Source organism: Paenibacillus sp. sptzw28, assembly GCF_019550795.1.
Classification (GTDB): domain Bacteria; phylum Bacillota; class Bacilli; order Paenibacillales; family Paenibacillaceae; genus Paenibacillus_Z.
Window position 1 is genome coordinate 5709626 of the sequence record NZ_CP080545.1, and the last position, 15383, is coordinate 5725008.

Here is a 15383-nt window from a genome sequence, read left to right on the forward strand (position 1 = left end):
ATCATTCCATGTCCATTCCACGTACACGCTCGGAGCAGCTATATGCCGAAGCGCTTGAGCATATTGTCGGCGGTGTCAATAGCCCTTCCCGTTCCTTCAAAGCGGTTGGCGGTGGCGCGCCTGTGTTTATGAAGCGAGCGCATGGGGCTCACTTCTGGGATGTCGACGGGAACCGTTACATCGACTACCTGTGCGCTTACGGTCCTATCATAACCGGGCATGCCCACCCTCACATTACCGCGGCGATCACGCGGGCGGCCGAGAACGGCACGCTGTACGGTACGCCGACGGAGCTGGAAATCGAGCTTGCACGCATGCTGAAAGCCGCAATTCCATCGCTCGATAAGGTTCGGTTCGTCAACTCGGGGACGGAAGCGGTCATGACAACGATCCGGGTCGCCCGCGCCTATACGAAACGCAGCAAGATCATCAAGTTCGCCGGCTGTTACCACGGTCATTCCGATCTGGTTCTCGTCGCCGCAGGCTCCGGACCGTCGACACTCGGTATCCCCGACAGTGCAGGCATACCGGAAAGCATCGCCAGCGAGGTTATCACGGTGCCGTTCAATGACCTTGTCAGCCTGCTGCATGCTCTTGAACGCTGGGGCGATGACGTCGCAGCGGTCATGATTGAACCGATCGTCGGCAACTTCGGCATGGTCATGCCTGCTCCGGGATTCCTCGAAGGGCTCTGCCGCATAACACGGGATGCCGGCGCTCTCGTCATATATGACGAAGTGATCAGCGGTTTCAGGTTCCATTACGGCTGCGCTCAAACGTATGATACATTTCCCGACAAGCAAGCGATCGAACCGGACCTGACCGCGCTGGGCAAAATCATCGGCGGAGGTCTGCCAATCGGCGCATATGGCGGACGCAAGGAGATTATGGCGCAAGTCGCGCCTCTCGGCCCGGCTTACCAAGCAGGTACGATGGCCGGCAACCCTGCTTCGATCTCCGCCGGGATCGCGTGTCTGGAACTGCTTCAAACGCCAGGGGTTTATGACAGAATGGACGCGCTTGCCTCCAGGCTGACCGATGCGCTGCAGCATTCAGCCGGCAAACACGGAGTCCCTCTCACGATTAACCGTATTCGCGGATCATTCTCAACCCACTTCTGCCCGCATCCGGTGACAAATTACGACGAAGCGCAGCGCTCGGACGGGGAGCAATTCGCCCGTTTCTTCCGCCTAATGCTCGAACAGGGCATTTGCCTCGCGCCTTCCAAATATGAGGCGTGGTTCCTCACACTGGCACATACGGAGCAGGATATTGCCGAGACGATTGAGGCCGCTGAGCGAGCATTTAACGAAATGAATAATAATACAAAATAAAATCTCTGACCGGTACATGCTCCTTATCCCACTCGCCTAGGGCCGATAATAGGGCCCATCCGGCCGTATCGCACCGGCACAAGGCCATCCGGCTCGCCGGATGGCCTTTTCTTTACCGTGCAAGCGGCTTTGTAACCACCTGTGTTCCAACGTCATTGCAAAGTTTGTTACTTTCACTGTTTATTCCTGCACTTGCTGCTTCGATATTTGACTTTATACCTGTTTTAAGTGATAATGATTATCATTATTAACTAAAACAAGAATGAGGTATGATTATGTCCGGCAAGTGCAATCGGCATGATGGTGCTTTTAGTGGTGGCTCTGCTTGTATGGCAAGGGATTACGGCTGACGGCGCCCCGGATCCGAGCAAGAGCAATTTAACCCCGACAGCAGCGACATTAGACACCGCTATTCTCATTTTCCGCGAAGGACTTGAGGCTATTCTTGTCTTGATGGCAATAACAGCTGGTCTGATCCGGTCGAAAAGGGACTCGTGGAAGCCCATTTTCGTTGGATCGGGTATATCTGTTTTAATTTCTTTACATAATCGAAAGCGGCGTCAGATCACCGACTCACCGAACGATGCAACTGCCGTTTCCTCTTACTGGAGTCTCGTTGTTATCGGATTAACATCCGTATACCGGGAAGGGTTTGAGATTGTCCTATTCCTTCAGAATCTGCGTTTACATGCCGGAAACCATGTTATTTTGATAGGTGCGTCCATCGGATTATTCTTCACAGCGATTGTAGGCGTTCTTACCTTCGTCGCTCATCAGAAGCTTCCATACAAAAAGATGTTAATCCTGACCGGAGTCATGCTTACAGTCGTTCTATTTGTCATGGTTGGCGAAACCGTTCAGGAGATGCAGCTTGCAGGATGGGTACCAACCACGACTATTCATGTGAATATACCGGCATGGGCCGGAGTATGGTTCTGCATATTCCCGACTGTAGAAACATTGGCCTCGCAATATGTCGCTATGATGTTTGTTATTGGTTCCTATGCTTACTTGCAGTATGTTCGAGTTTGGAGACCGCGCATGTCAGACAGGTTGAATTCGGACTCGGCCTCATGACCAGCAGGGCGTTGCGACAACAGAGCCGCCTTCAGAACTTATAGCCCGGGCTTAAATAACAGGACCCTGCCGTGACAATCAGGAGGTCGCGACTACCGTAACGACAATTATCGCGACCGGAACCAACAAGGTCGAACCAAACACTACCCAGCTGAGCGGACGCGCCATATTGAGCGTCCATCCGATTCCGTAGCGTTTATCTACAAACAAAGCCGGGTCCTCCGGATTGTAGTAAATAGTGCCCCAGGCCCTCCAATAGCGGTCGGGCGCGGTTAAGCCGCCCTGCGTCTGATTGATGCCTCTCCGCTTCTGGTAAACGAGCAGGCCCGTTACGCTGCCGATAAGAAGGACAGGCAGCGCCATTGCAAATCGTTTTAGTAAATCCATAGACCACCCATACAGCATAGACGCTTGTATATAACCGAAGAAAGCAATAATCAATAACGATAATCCGAACAGAAAAACGGATGTCGTCCAGCGAAATAACCGCTGCTTTTCCATCGATTCCTCCGGCCGGTCCGGATCCAGCTGCTGTTTGGCCAGCCGTATCGTTATATTGGAGAATACGAATACACCGATCATAAACAGTTGAATGAGGTTGAGAATGAATACAGAACCGACCGTTTTGGCTGCATAACCGTCGGGTAGTCCGTCCATGCCGTAATGAGTCGTTAATATATCCGGTATACGGTCCCACTCTACGATGGCTGAGATGACAGATACAATGACCAAAGCGGCATGTACCGCATACCATCCGCTTCCGATCGAAAGCTTCCGCTGGCGAAAATGCAGACTGGCAACTCGGCGAGCAGCCGCGGGCTCTTCCCAGCCCTTCTCCTCCTTAAGGCGAATGGCACTGCGGTGGCCGGCCCCCATTACCAGCGTCGTGCCAATGATTTGAACCGCCATAGCTACTGGCAGCGCTGCTTGCAGCGCCCCTTCCGTCGACCAACCGATTGCAGCTCCGGCAGCGAGTCCAAGCACAATCACCGCCAACGAACGAACCATATAACGGCGGCGAATCAAGTTGACCGGCAAATCACGCCGACACTCCTCCGGCACAAAAACACCGAACAGCACCGAGTGTGAGCCGAAAAAAGGCATAAGCAGCAGCAGCAAGCCCACTGTCACATAAGTCGCCCCTGCGGAAATCCAAAACCACAACTCGTTCGTCATTGATGAAGCTCCCCTTCCTCCGTATAATCGCGCCGGTAAACCGCTAGACAAATTTCTGTAAATTCCGCCTCCGACATGCCTCTGACAATCGCTTCCGCGGCCAATGGCCGAAGTTGTCTGCGCAGCTTTCCAAGAAACGCGGCGGTAACATCGGGCATTCCCGCCGGCTGTACAACTACTCCCTGCTTCCGGTGTACCTGCAGAAAGCCTTCCTGCTTCAACGATTGATACGCCTTATTCACGGTGTGCAAGTTGATGTTCAGATCGGATGCCAGACTGCGTACGGAAGGAAGCGCTTCGCCTGGCTTCAATTCTCCGGATGCGATTCCTTCCACCAGCTGCTCCGCAATCTGAGTATAAATAGGCACATCTGATTGTAGATCCAATTCGATGAACATGTTGACCTCCTTCCAGCATCAATTCCGGCTCTGAGACAAGCCAACCTCAGAAGATATATCTGTTATAGTTTATATATAACAGATACATCGAATAAAAACAAGCTCAAATTTACCATTTTGATTACAAAAAAAAGAGCGTATCCCTCTGTCTCCATGCGGAGAAGAGATAACGCTCTCTTTGATTAACCACATCATTCAAGTCATTAACCGGCTGCATTGTCTTTCTGAAGCACGCTTATGAGCTCGTCATGGATATGGCCGTTCGTCGCGGCAACGTGCCTTACACCAAGATCATACGGGTTTCCTTTAATGTCGGACACGCGTCCGCCGGACTCCGAAACAAGCAGCGAACCCGCTGCCAGATCCCACGCATTCAGCCCCCATTCCCAGAACCCGCTTAATCGTCCTGCCGCAACATAAGCCATATGGAGGGCGGCCGATCCGCCGGCCCGGATATTGCGTACCTGCGGCACAAGAGCCTGCAGCCCTTTCATATTCAGCGGCAGCGCAAATTGCTGGTCGGGCGGGAAGCCGGTGGCAATTAAGCTCTCCCCCAGCGTCGTTTCCTCCGATACCTGAGAGCGCTTTCCATGCACATAAGCGCCTTTTCCTTTTTCAGCCACAAACAGCTCATCACGCATCGGGTCATATACAACTCCGACAATAACCTCGCCTTTATGCGCAAGCGCAATGGATACGGAGAAGAACGGGAAGCCGTGAACGAAATTTGTCGTTCCGTCGACAGGATCAACGATCCACAGATACTCCGCGTCACGGACGCTTTGCAGCGCGCGCGCCGAGGCCTCCGGCCCTGGCTCGACCCCTTCTTCGCCCAGAAAGGAATGATGCGGGAAGTGCGTCAGCACCAGGCTTCGGATCATTTTCTCCGCCCCCTTGTCCACTTCGGTGACAAGGTCCTTTGAGGAGTATTTTAACGCTAAGCTTGTATGGTTTCCAAGTTTGGTTTTAATCCATTCGCCAGCTTTGGCCGCACAGTTGATGGCAACAGCGGTAAAGCTTTTGCCCCCTACTGCAGAGACATTCTGTTCTTGACTCACGGTCTATCACTCTACTTTCCTATGAGTTCACTTTCTGCTTACTACTATACGTTGCCATACGGTCAAAGTTTCGCCCGGTTTTCGTCCGAGCAGTTACAATTGTACCCCGCCTTCGATAATCAGTTCTATCGCCAGCAGTACCAGTGTTACGCGGAGCAGCCAAAGCAGCCCCTTGCCAGTCATGCGGGAGGCGATATATGCGCCGATTTTGCCGCCGATCCATGCGCCTGGAACGAGAGCGAGCACAATCCGCCAGTCGATTTCCCCCAGCCATATATGGACCCCGCTCCCAAGGATCGATGACAGAAAAATAACGAACATCGAGGTCGCGGTGGCCAGATGCGGCGGAAAACGAAACAGCAGCACCATGACGGGAACGAACAGAGAGCCGCCGCCGATTCCAAACAAACCGGACACGAGTCCGACGAAGAATCCTACTAGCAGCGCAGGGAGGAGGGCATAACCATACGTATGAGTCACTCCGTTTACATCCGTGAAGCTCCGCTGCACCGGCCACTCACGCACAATCGGCTTCAAGTAATCCCGTGCGACAAGCAGGCCGGCCATCAGCAGCATGAAGATTCCGAAAACAAGCTGAAAAACCCCATTCTTCAAATGACTGGTCAGCGCTGAGCCGATCATCGCCGCCGGACCGCTCGTAATGAACAACAGCCAGCCGCTGCGGAAATCGACTCTCTTCTTCTTCGCAAAGGCAAGCGTCGAAGCGAGAGCCGTTACAATCAATACGGCAAGCGAGGTTCCGACTGCGGTCGAATGCCCTATCTCCGATCCCGTGAGCTGCGGTCCGAGCAGGACGAGCGACGGTACAATGATAATGCCGCCGCCAAGGCCGACGATGCTTCCGAACACCGCGGCGACGAGCCCGAGTAAAATGAGAAAAACAAGCTCAAGCATTTTGTTAGTACCTTCCTCCGGTGTGCGATGAAAAATGAAGTCACTGCTAATTATATGTTATTATACGAGACATGACCGGACAATTATATAGTTTTCCCGGAGAACCGTTTTATTCTACGTGCATAATCGGATCGATATGACTCGAAATAAGTTTCCGTATTACACTTTCTGATATTCGGACAAATACCACTCGACAAAGCGCGGAATCCCTTCTTCGATCGGCGTCCTCGGGTCAAAGCCGATCTCTTGCCGCAGTGGGTCGATATCGGCACAAGTGTCGAGGACATCTCCAGGCTGCATCGGCGCCCATTCAATAATTGCTTTGCGGCCCAGAGCTTGCTCGAGAACTGCGATAAAGTCCAATAATTTAACAGGTTTATTATTACCGATGTTATATATCCGATAGGGCGCATAGCTTGAAGAAGGGTCGGGATTGCTGCGGTCCCATGTCGGGTCCGGCATCGGCGCATGCGGAATCAACCGTACAATTCCGTCGACAATATCATCGATGTAAGTGAAATCGCGCTTCATTTGACCATTGTTGTAAACCGTAATCGGCTCCCCGGCAATGATGGCCTTGGTAAACTTGAACAGCGCCATATCCGGCCGCCCCCATGGTCCGTAAACGGTAAAAAACCGCAGACCCGTTGTCGGAATGCCGAACAAGTGGCTGTAAGAATGCGCCATCAATTCGTTCGCTTTCTTCGTGGCCGCATATAGACTGACCGGATGGTCGACATTGCCCGAGACTGACAGCGGCATGGCCGTATTAGCGCCGTATACGGAGCTGGAGGAAGCGTAAAGCAGATGGCCGGTTCCATATTTACGGCAAGCTTCAAGAACATTGAGAAAGCCGATAATATTCGCATCGATATAGGCATGAGGATTATCTATACTGTGGCGGACACCGGGCTGCGCGGCAAGGTGAAGCACCTTTTCCGGCCTGGAGGTTTCGAATATCCGGCTCAGCTGCTCCTTATTCTCGAGGCCCGCTTTTACGAAGGTGAATCCGGGCATCTTCTCCAATAAGGCAAGCCGCGACTGTTTAAGCGACGGATCGTAATAGTCGCCGAGATTATCGATGCCGATCACCGATCCGCCTTCCTTAAGCCATCTTGCAGCCGCATGAAAGCCGATAAACCCCGCGCAGCCGGTCACGAGCAATTGTGTCATAATAATAGCCTCCGTAGCTTTTTCTATATCGGGCTTACAACCGGTCATGCAGCCTTGTTCCCAAGGCATAACGCTCCTCGGGACAGGCATTCTTGTCGTCAAATATCTCCCCCTATCTATTGACAAATATACACTTTCGATTGAAGAAAACGAAAGCCCCCCGGGTAACCGGGGAGCGAAAAACACATATCTATCCTTTCAAAACGATGCCGGTTCGAACCGTGCAAGCAGCATCTAGACTCCGACGATATTATAGCCGTTGTCCACGTAGATAACCTCTCCCGTAATCCCGCGCGACAGGTGGCTCATGAGGAACATCGCCGTATCGCCGACTTCGGCGGCTTCGGTTGTCCGGCGAAGCGGAGCCTTCTCCTCGACTTGGCGGAGTATCGAATTAAAGTCCTTGATGCCTTTTGCCGCGAGCGTCCGGATCGGACCTGCTGATATAGCGTTAACCCGTACATTGAACTGCCCGAGATCCGTGGCCAAATAACGGACCGACGCTTCCAGAGCGGCTTTCGCCACACCCATAACGTTATAATTGCGAAGGGCCCGTTCTGCGCCCAGGTAAGTCATCGTCATGATGCTTCCGCCCTCGGTCATCAGCGGATAAACGCGCTGCGCGACGGCAGTCAGCGAATAAGCGCTGATATCATGCGCTAGGGTAAAGCCGGCGCGCGACGTGTCTACGAACATGCCTTCCAGCTCATCCGTCTTGGCAAAGGCGATGCTGTGCACCAAGCCGTGAAGAACTCCGAAATGCTCCTTCAGCTGAGCAGCGAGCGACTCGATTTCTTCATCCACCGTGACATTGCACGGTAGAATGACGGAGCCGGGAATCGTGTCCGCCAGCTTCCGGACACGCTCCTCCACGCGGTCGCTCTCGTATGTAAAAGCAAGTCTGGCGCCCTGCGCCGCAAGCGACTGTGCAATCGCCCATGCGATACTGCGGTCATTGGCCACACCCATAACAAGCACATTTTTTCCGGTTAACAATCCGTTCATTGTTCCGAAATCCCCCTCTCCCTCTCGGGAATCGAATGCATTGCTGTTACCCAAATTACCCCATTCACGTTCCAAATTCAAGATAAATTGCAGCTCCCGGCCGTTAAAGCACCTCAATGCTTGCGCCGTCGATGATGCGTACGCCTTCTCCGGCCGCCTCCAAACTCCGGAAATCGTCCATAAGCTTGAAGAGCGCGGCGTCCTTCTGTTTGGCCTCAATCATGCAATCCAGCCGGTCCACCGAACCTTCAGTCTCCCGCAGAAACCGGAGCAGAGGCTCCACCTCCACATAATCGGCGTGGCCGCGCGGGTCCTTCTCGCTCTTGGGGCTCGATACATGCAGCTTAGGCGGCAGCTTCGCGGGGAGCGCCGCACCAGCTTCTGCGCCGCTGCCGCAGGAGCCCGCTGCACCCGCCTCCATGCCGCGGCGGCCGGAGCCGTCGTCGGCGGCGGAAGCGTCCGCCTCGGCCGGACTGGCGGCAACTGCGGCTGTCCGCGGGACGGCTTGTCCTGCCGTGTCGGCCGCCGTTTGCCGTTCGGGCGATTCCTTCGCCTGAACATCTGTATTCCCCTTGGGCGGTATGTCCCACGTCCGCAAGATACGCGGCCAAAGTTCGCTGTACAGCGAAGAAGCGGTTTCTCCGCCATCGTTTACCGCATGATGGTGGAGATCGAGCACCATCGGGGTGCCGACTTCTTCGGCCGAATTAAGCGTCTCGCGCGCGGTAAACGTTTTGTCATCGTTTTCCAGCGTGATGCGGCTTCTGAAGCGCACAGGCAAATCGCCGAACTGCCGCACAAACCGCTCCGCCGAAGCAGGCTTGTCCCCGTATGCCCCGCCGATGTGAATGTTGCATTTGGCCGTCTCGTCCAGCCCCATCGCCTCAAGAATACGCAGATGATAGGTTAGATCATCGCACGATTTGACCAAAACTTCCGGACGAGGCGTGCTGAAAACGCAGAAATGATCAGGGTGGAAAGAGACCCTCATTTGCTTGGACCTCACGAATGCGCCAAGATCGGCAAGCGGTTGTCCCAAGACATCCCAAGGCGACCATTCCTTCAAATCGTCATGCGTGACGAGCGGAATAAGCTTGGATGAGAACCGGTATACCATAATGTCGTGCGCAAAGCAGTGCCTGAGCAGCCTCAATGTGTTTCTCAGGTTTTCTTCGGCTATCCGCTCCAGCTTGCGCAGAGCCGCTTCACGATCGGCTAGCTTCGCGAAATTCGTATACGTCATCGTTTTGGACGGCGAAGCATTCTGCAGCAGCATACTCATGGCGACAAAGCCGAAGCGGACAATCATGCCTGTTCCCCGAAAAACATTTCGAAGGCCAGATCCGTCTGCACGCGCGATTCTTCCTCGGTCAGCTTGCGCACAAGCTCCATCTCGACCTGCGTGACTTCTTCGCCCTGAAAGTTGATTTCTGCGATCGAAGCAACGATCTTCACGATCGCTATCGCGTCATTCTCCGGTGTGTACGCAATTACCTTTTGCCCGGTCGGATAAACACGAAAACCGCTTTTCACCATTTTACCCCGGCCGTATTCAAGCAGCTCGTACAATTCTTGAGCGGATTTGAATTTGCATACCGAGTTGAACTCCGTTTCGAATCCCACCGTACAACCTCCGTTTCAGATACCTTGTTTTTTTTCAAGAACCGCGAGTGTTAACGACTCGTGTAAATCCGGCGCTATCGGTTCTGCCCGCCGAACCGATACGCCGTATTATCCGGTTCATTGCGGTCCGTGATTATGGAAAACCGGCCGCTTAGACCGGACTTCCTCCGCCATAATCAATGCGCTGTTTCTCCGCATGGCGGGAAATTGCCAGCTGAATGAGCGTGTCGAGAAGCTCGATGTATGAAATGCCGCTTTCCTTCCACATGAGTGGATACATACTATAAGGAGTAAAGCCCGGCATCGTGTTCACTTCATTGATAAGCAGACGACCGTCCGATTTACAGAGGAAGAAATCAACCCGGGAGAGTCCTGAGCCGTCAATAGCGAGAAAAGCACGGATTGCCATCTCGCGCACCGCTTCCGCCGTTTCGGACGGGATGTTCGCGGGGATATGCATCATCGATTTGCCGTCGATGTATTTGGCCTTATAGTCATAAAATTCGCTTGAAGACGTAATTTCACCCGCTACCGATGCGCGCGGCTCGTCATTGCCGAGTACGCTCACCTCGATTTCGCGGGCGTCGATGAATTCTTCAACTATCACCTTGCGGTCGAAACGAAGAGCATAATCGATTGCGGCGATCAGTTCCTCTCGGTTACGCGCTTTGGATATGCCTACGCTGGATCCGAGGTTAGCGGGCTTCACGAAGCAGGGATAACCGAGCGCCACTTCAATTTCCATAATAAAAAAGGCGGGGTCCTTCTCCCACTGGGTCCGGTTAAAATAGCGGAATACACATTGCGGCAAGCCTTCCTGAGCGAACACTTTCTTCATCATAATCTTGTCCATGCCTACTGCCGATGCCAGTACGCCGGCTCCTACATAAGGGATGCCGGCCATTTCGAGCATCCCTTGAATCGTGCCGTCCTCGCCGAACGTACCGTGCAGCAGCGGGAAAACGACATCGATCGGCTTGCCTTCCGGGGAAGCCGGTGCAGTGCCGCCAGAGGCGGCCTGCCGGTCCGAAAGCCCGGTGAAGACGGGCATGAGCGCTTCCGTACCGGACGCCGCATCGCCCCCGGCAAGGCGAAGCAGTTCCACCTGGTCAGGCGGCGACAGGAGCGGACTGCCTGCGCGCCACTCGCCTTCTTTTGTAATATAGAAAGGTTTGATTTCATATTTGCTGTAGTCAAAAGCTTTCATGACCGCAAGCGCAGTCTGCAGCGATACTTCATGTTCACCCGAGCGTCCCCCGTAAACGAGTCCGACGCGAACCTTCTTCCCCATGGTTAATCCTCCGGTTACGTATAATTTCCCACTATTGGATATGCTTCATACATAAGTTCATATTAAAACTCGTCGGCAATATGGAAAAAGCGGTACCTTGTCTGTTCCGTCCAGGCATAAGAGTCCTTATAGTCCCAGTAGCGGTGACGGCTTGGGACGGTATTCGCGTTGACGAGCGGCATGCCGGCCGCATCGAACGCGGTGACGACCGTGCTGTGCTGAAAGCGGTTGTCCCCGCTCCAGTCGTAGATGATGACATCTCCAAGCGACAGCTGCTCCGCGGAATCAACCGCGGTGGCCCGGAGTCCGCTTTGCCGGCGGCCGGACAAATAAAGCTGCAGCGCTCCCGCCACAGACCAGCTGTAGCTCCACATTTCGCGGCCTCCGCTGCGTCCACGGTACCACCACCCCGTATTCCTCCTACCAGTATAGTTCATAGGCGCGTGGCCTGCAAAGAGGCATTGAGATACATAATTGGTGCAGTTCACTTCAAAGTTTTCATAGGCGGGATTCGGTTCGTTCCACCAACGGTCGGCATATGCGGCGGCCAAATCCCGTCTGTAGCGAATTCCGACCCGCCCATGTTTGAAATTCGGTAAAATGTCATAATTTATATAAGGTGTGGATTGCGGTATCCCTTCATTTGCGTAATCCTGCGGATACGCCAGCTGTGAAGGAAACGATTCGGACATGCTGTACCTTGGCCGCCTCTCCGAGACTAAAGGCTCGATTCGGGAGATTCGGTATCCGTCGCCATCGGCGGTAAGCCAAAGCCTTTCGCGCTCGCACCTGTCCTCCGTATATACGCGGCCGCGCTGCTCGATCGTACGTTTAATGCGCAGCTCAATCAGCGCCGCAGCCTCCGTAAGGGAGCCGGACTCGCTCACGCGAAGAAGCTTGGCGCTCGTCTCGCTGCGCGAAGGCAGAACGCCGCGAAGCAGCTCCTGCTCCCGCATTCTTGAGAGCCGATGAGTGTAGCGGGACAAATGATCGCCATCGGTGACAAAGCCGTCAAAAACCGGCGCATAACGGTCGATTTCCGCTTGGTTGTACAGCTTTACATATTCATGCACCGCCGCTTTCCACCCCTCAAGCGGAGGCTCCTTAATGCTTGCGCTGCTGTTGTCGGCGTCACGGCTGCCGGTGCGGACCTGTTTTCTTCCCGGCCCGGTTCCGGAGCCTGTACGCGTTCGCGAATGCGGCATGACTGTTCCCCTCCCTGCAGCCGATTTTGGTTAGCTGGCAAAGTTGGTTCATTATATGAGCCGGTAAGCGAATTCATGTAAGACAAAAGGAAACAGCCCGTAATTTCGCACAGACCGAGAAATGTTCTTCCAAAATAGGCAAGATTGATACTTTCTTAAATCTCGAAAAAACGTTATACTGAAAGTATCGAGCGATTTTGAAATCGTGTTTCATGCAGTGAAACAAACAGGCTCTCAGCGAAATCGCACATTTCATCCGTAACGAAAGCATAAGGAGGCGTCATACTAATGACACAGCAAAACGATTACTCCGTTCGCGATTCTCTTGAAGTCGGCGGTAAGCCCTACGTTTACTACCGATTGCAAGGACTCGAGGAGCAAGGACTCGGCAAAATCTCGAAGCTGCCTTTTTCCATCAAGGTGCTGCTCGAAGCCGCTGTCCGTCAATTTGACGGCCGCGCGATAACGCGCGAGCATGTCAAACAGCTTGCAACATGGGCCGATGGCCGCGAGGACAAAGAAATCCCCTTCATCCCTGCCCGTATCGTTCTGCAGGACTTCACCGGCGTACCGGTCGTCGTCGACCTTGCCGCGATGCGCGACACCGTGAAGAAGTCGGGCGGCGACCCGAAGCAAATCAATCCGCTCGTTCCAGTCGACCTCGTTATCGACCATTCCGTTATGGTTGATGCGTTCGGCAGTCCCGAGGCGCTTGAGTACAACATGAACATCGAGTTCCAGCGCAACGAAGAGCGCTACCGCTTCCTCCGCTGGGCACAGACGGCATTCGATAATTTCCGTGCCGTACCGCCGGGCACCGGTATCGTTCACCAAGTGAACCTTGAATATCTGGCATCCGTTGCCGCTACGAAAACTAAAGACGGCGAAACGGTCGTTTATCCCGATTCGCTTGTCGGAACTGACTCCCATACGACAATGATCAACGGTCTTGGCGTAGTTGGCTGGGGCGTCGGCGGCATCGAGGCGGAAGCCGGCATGCTGGGACAACCGCTCTACTTCGTTATGCCGGAAGTCATCGGCTTCCGCTTGACAGGCAGCCTCGCTGAGGGTTCTACGGCGACTGACCTTGCCTTGACGGTTACGCAAATCCTCCGCAAGAAGGGCGTTGTCGGCAAATTCGTCGAATTCTTCGGTCCGGGTCTTGCCAACATCGGTCTGGAGGACCGCGCTACTGTAGCCAATATGGCTCCCGAATACGGCGCAACCATCGGCTTCTTCCCGGTCGACGATGTCTCGCTCGCCTTCCTGCGCAATACCGGCCGCACCGATGAGCAAGTGGCGCTGGTCGAAGCGTATTACAAAGCGCAAGGCATGTTCCGCGACGCTCAGACGCCGGATCCGGTCTTCTCCGATATTGTCGAGCTCGACCTGTCGTCGATCGTCCCTTCGCTCGCCGGCCCGAAACGTCCTCAGGACCGCGTAGAGCTGACGGCGATGAAGGAATCCTTCAACGGCATTATCCGCACGCCGATCGACAAAGGCGGTTACGGTTTGTCCGACAGCAAAATCGACGAAATGATCGAAGTGAAGCACAAGGACGGCACCGTCAGCAAAATGGGAACCGGCGCGGTTGTTATCGCTGCCATTACCAGCTGTACAAACACTTCTAACCCGAGCGTTATGCTGGGAGCGGCTCTCGTAGCCAAAAAAGCCGTCGAACGCGGACTGAAAAAGCCGGGATACGTAAAAAGCTCGCTCACCCCGGGTTCACTCGTCGTTACCGAATATTTGAAAAAAGCGAATCTTCTCGAGCCGCTCGAGGCGCTTGGGTTCCACGTAGCCGGTTACGGCTGCGCTACCTGTATCGGCAACTCCGGCCCGCTTCCCGATGAAGTCAGCAAAGCGATTGCCGACAACGATATGACGGTTGCGGCTGTCCTTTCCGGCAACCGGAACTTCGAAGGCCGCGTGCATGCGCAGGTTAAAGCCAACTATCTGGCTTCTCCGCCGCTCGTCGTCGCTTATGCGCTTGCCGGAACGGTCAACATCGATCTGGCGAACGATCCGATCGGCTACGACAGCAGCAACCAACCGGTGTATCTGAAGGACATTTGGCCTACGTCCAAAGAAATCGCCGATACGATCAGTCTCGCGATGAGTCCGGAAATGTTCCGCGCCAAATACGAAAATGTGTTTACGCAGAACGACCGTTGGAACGCGATCGATGTGCCTCAGGGCGAAAGCTATGAGTGGGACGGCAATTCGACATATATTCAGAACCCGCCGTTCTTCGAAAACCTCGGACCCGATGTCGGCGATATTGCCGATATTAAAGGATCCAGCGTACTTGCACTGCTTGGCGACTCGGTTACGACGGACCACATTTCGCCGGCCGGTAACATCAAGGCAGACAGCCCGGCAGGCAAATATTTGATCGAGCATGGCGTTGCGAAAGAAGACTTCAACTCCTACGGCTCACGCCGGGGCAACCATGAGGTCATGATGCGCGGTACGTTCGCGAATATCCGTATCCGCAACCAGGTGGCTCCAGGCACGGAAGGCGGCGTAACCACCTACCTCCCGACGGATGAAGTGATGTCCATCTATGACGCTTCGATGCAATATCAGGATAAAGGTAACAATCTCGTCGTTATCGCAGGCAAAGAGTACGGAACGGGCAGCTCCCGCGACTGGGCGGCTAAAGGCACGTACCTGCTTGGCGTCAAAGCCGTTATCGCCGAGAGCTTCGAGCGGATCCACCGCTCCAACCTTGTCGGCATGGGCGTTCTGCCTCTGCAGTTCCAGGCTGGTCACGGCTGGAGCACGCTAGGCATCACCGGCCGCGAAACGTTCGACATCGTCGGACTGAGCAACGACGTACAGCCAGGACAAACGGTACATGTCAACGCTACCCGCGAAGACGGCACCACCTTCGAATTTCCGGCAATCGTCCGTCTCGACTCCCTCGTCGATGTCGACTATTACCGCAACGGCGGCATCCTCCAAGCTGTACTTCGTCAGATGATCGCCGGCAACAATAAGTAATTTGTTATCCAGAGCTGTGCCCTAAGCTGATTCGCTGCTTAGAGCGCGGCTCTTTTCTTATTCAAGATTTGCCATCTTATACCGGCTGGAAATCGGATTGCAGCCTGACATCAGGCGGCCGC

Annotated in this window: 13 protein-coding genes; 3 read left to right on the forward strand and 10 right to left on the reverse strand. The window is 54.2% G+C overall.

Annotated features, from left to right (window positions below; all coding sequences use genetic code 11):
• Positions 1 to 8 precede the first annotated feature (8 nt).
• Together KZ483_RS26425 and KZ483_RS26430 are read left to right on the forward strand one after the other, a co-directional pair.
• Positions 9 to 1334 carry a glutamate-1-semialdehyde 2,1-aminomutase gene (locus KZ483_RS26425; protein WP_220350480.1) on the forward strand — a complete coding sequence of 442 codons (1326 nt, stop codon included), beginning with the start codon at positions 9 to 11 and terminating at the stop codon, positions 1332 to 1334.
• Between the two features lie 297 nt (positions 1335 to 1631).
• Positions 1632 to 2411, forward strand: coding sequence for an FTR1 family iron permease (locus KZ483_RS26430; protein WP_220350481.1), 780 nt, complete (start codon positions 1632 to 1634; stop codon positions 2409 to 2411).
• 78 nt (positions 2412 to 2489) lie between these two features.
• Here the strand turns inward: KZ483_RS26430 and KZ483_RS26435 are convergent, their stop codons facing one another.
• The 10 genes from KZ483_RS26435 to KZ483_RS26480 all read right to left on the reverse strand — a co-directional run bounded on the left by KZ483_RS26435 (position 2490) and on the right by KZ483_RS26480 (position 12255).
• Complete coding sequence (locus tag KZ483_RS26435; RefSeq protein WP_220350482.1) at positions 2490 to 3587, reverse strand: DUF1648 domain-containing protein; 1098 nt, start codon at positions 3585 to 3587, stop codon at positions 2490 to 2492.
• Positions 3584 to 3985, reverse strand: a complete 402-nt coding sequence (locus KZ483_RS26440; RefSeq protein WP_220350483.1) for a GntR family transcriptional regulator — start codon at positions 3983 to 3985, stop codon at positions 3584 to 3586. The genes KZ483_RS26435 and KZ483_RS26440 overlap by 4 nt, the downstream gene beginning before the upstream one ends.
• Before the next feature lie 203 nt (positions 3986 to 4188).
• Entirely contained in the window at positions 4189 to 5043 is an 855-nt protein-coding gene (locus tag KZ483_RS26445; RefSeq protein ID WP_220350484.1) for an inositol monophosphatase family protein, read from the reverse strand.
• 93 nt (positions 5044 to 5136) lie between these two features.
• Complete coding sequence (locus KZ483_RS26450) at positions 5137 to 5958, reverse strand: sulfite exporter TauE/SafE family protein (RefSeq protein WP_220350485.1); 822 nt, start codon at positions 5956 to 5958, stop codon at positions 5137 to 5139.
• Between the two features lie 159 nt (positions 5959 to 6117).
• The gene (locus tag KZ483_RS26455; RefSeq protein WP_220350486.1) at positions 6118 to 7131 is read right to left on the reverse strand and encodes an NAD-dependent epimerase; all 1014 of its coding nucleotides are present in this window, start codon (positions 7129 to 7131) and stop codon (positions 6118 to 6120) included.
• 234 nt (positions 7132 to 7365) lie between these two features.
• Positions 7366 to 8136 (reverse strand): enoyl-ACP reductase FabI, encoded by a 771-nt coding sequence (gene fabI, locus KZ483_RS26460; RefSeq protein ID WP_220353696.1) that lies wholly within the window; start codon positions 8134 to 8136, stop codon positions 7366 to 7368.
• Positions 8137 to 8239: 103 nt separating this feature from the next.
• Positions 8240 to 9445, reverse strand: coding sequence for a UV DNA damage repair endonuclease UvsE (gene uvsE / locus KZ483_RS26465; protein ID WP_220350487.1), 1206 nt, complete (start codon positions 9443 to 9445; stop codon positions 8240 to 8242).
• Positions 9442 to 9759, reverse strand: coding sequence for a hypothetical protein (locus tag KZ483_RS26470; RefSeq protein ID WP_220350488.1), 318 nt, complete (start codon positions 9757 to 9759; stop codon positions 9442 to 9444). Before KZ483_RS26470 ends, uvsE begins: the two co-directional genes overlap by 4 nt.
• 151 nt (positions 9760 to 9910) lie before the next feature.
• On the reverse strand, positions 9911 to 11050 hold the full coding sequence (locus KZ483_RS26475; RefSeq protein WP_220350489.1) for a D-alanine--D-alanine ligase: 1140 nt from the start codon (positions 11048 to 11050) through the stop codon (positions 9911 to 9913).
• 62 nt (positions 11051 to 11112) lie between these two features.
• Positions 11113 to 12255 carry an amidase domain-containing protein gene (locus KZ483_RS26480; protein ID WP_220350490.1) on the reverse strand — a complete coding sequence of 381 codons (1143 nt, stop codon included), beginning with the start codon at positions 12253 to 12255 and terminating at the stop codon, positions 11113 to 11115.
• 288 nt (positions 12256 to 12543) lie between these two features.
• Between KZ483_RS26480 and acnA the strand changes: the two genes are divergently transcribed.
• Positions 12544 to 15261, forward strand: coding sequence for an aconitate hydratase AcnA (gene acnA, locus KZ483_RS26485; RefSeq protein WP_220350491.1), 2718 nt, complete (start codon positions 12544 to 12546; stop codon positions 15259 to 15261).
• The last annotated feature ends 122 nt before the right edge of the window (positions 15262 to 15383 follow it).

Bases quoted from the DNA above. Each gene is read 5' to 3' on its own strand.
- KZ483_RS26425 (WP_220350480.1), top strand. From the start codon at position 9: ATGTCCATTCCACGTACACGCTCGGAGCAGCTATATGCCGAAGCGCTT.
- KZ483_RS26430 (WP_220350481.1), top strand. From the start codon at position 1,632: ATGATGGTGCTTTTAGTGGTGGCTCTGCTTGTATGGCAAGGGATTACG.
- KZ483_RS26435 (WP_220350482.1), bottom strand. From the start codon at position 3,587: ATGACGAACGAGTTGTGGTTTTGGATTTCCGCAGGGGCGACTTATGTG.
- KZ483_RS26440 (WP_220350483.1), bottom strand. From the start codon at position 3,985: ATGTTCATCGAATTGGATCTACAATCAGATGTGCCTATTTATACTCAG.
- KZ483_RS26450 (WP_220350485.1), bottom strand. From the start codon at position 5,958: ATGCTTGAGCTTGTTTTTCTCATTTTACTCGGGCTCGTCGCCGCGGTG.
- KZ483_RS26455 (WP_220350486.1), bottom strand. From the start codon at position 7,131: ATGACACAATTGCTCGTGACCGGCTGCGCGGGGTTTATCGGCTTTCAT.
- fabI (WP_220353696.1), bottom strand. From the start codon at position 8,136: ATGAACGGATTGTTAACCGGAAAAAATGTGCTTGTTATGGGTGTGGCC.
- uvsE (WP_220350487.1), bottom strand. From the start codon at position 9,445: ATGATTGTCCGCTTCGGCTTTGTCGCCATGAGTATGCTGCTGCAGAAT.
- KZ483_RS26475 (WP_220350489.1), bottom strand. From the start codon at position 11,050: ATGGGGAAGAAGGTTCGCGTCGGACTCGTTTACGGGGGACGCTCGGGT.
- KZ483_RS26480 (WP_220350490.1), bottom strand. From the start codon at position 12,255: ATGCCGCATTCGCGAACGCGTACAGGCTCCGGAACCGGGCCGGGAAGA.
- acnA (WP_220350491.1), top strand. From the start codon at position 12,544: ATGACACAGCAAAACGATTACTCCGTTCGCGATTCTCTTGAAGTCGGC.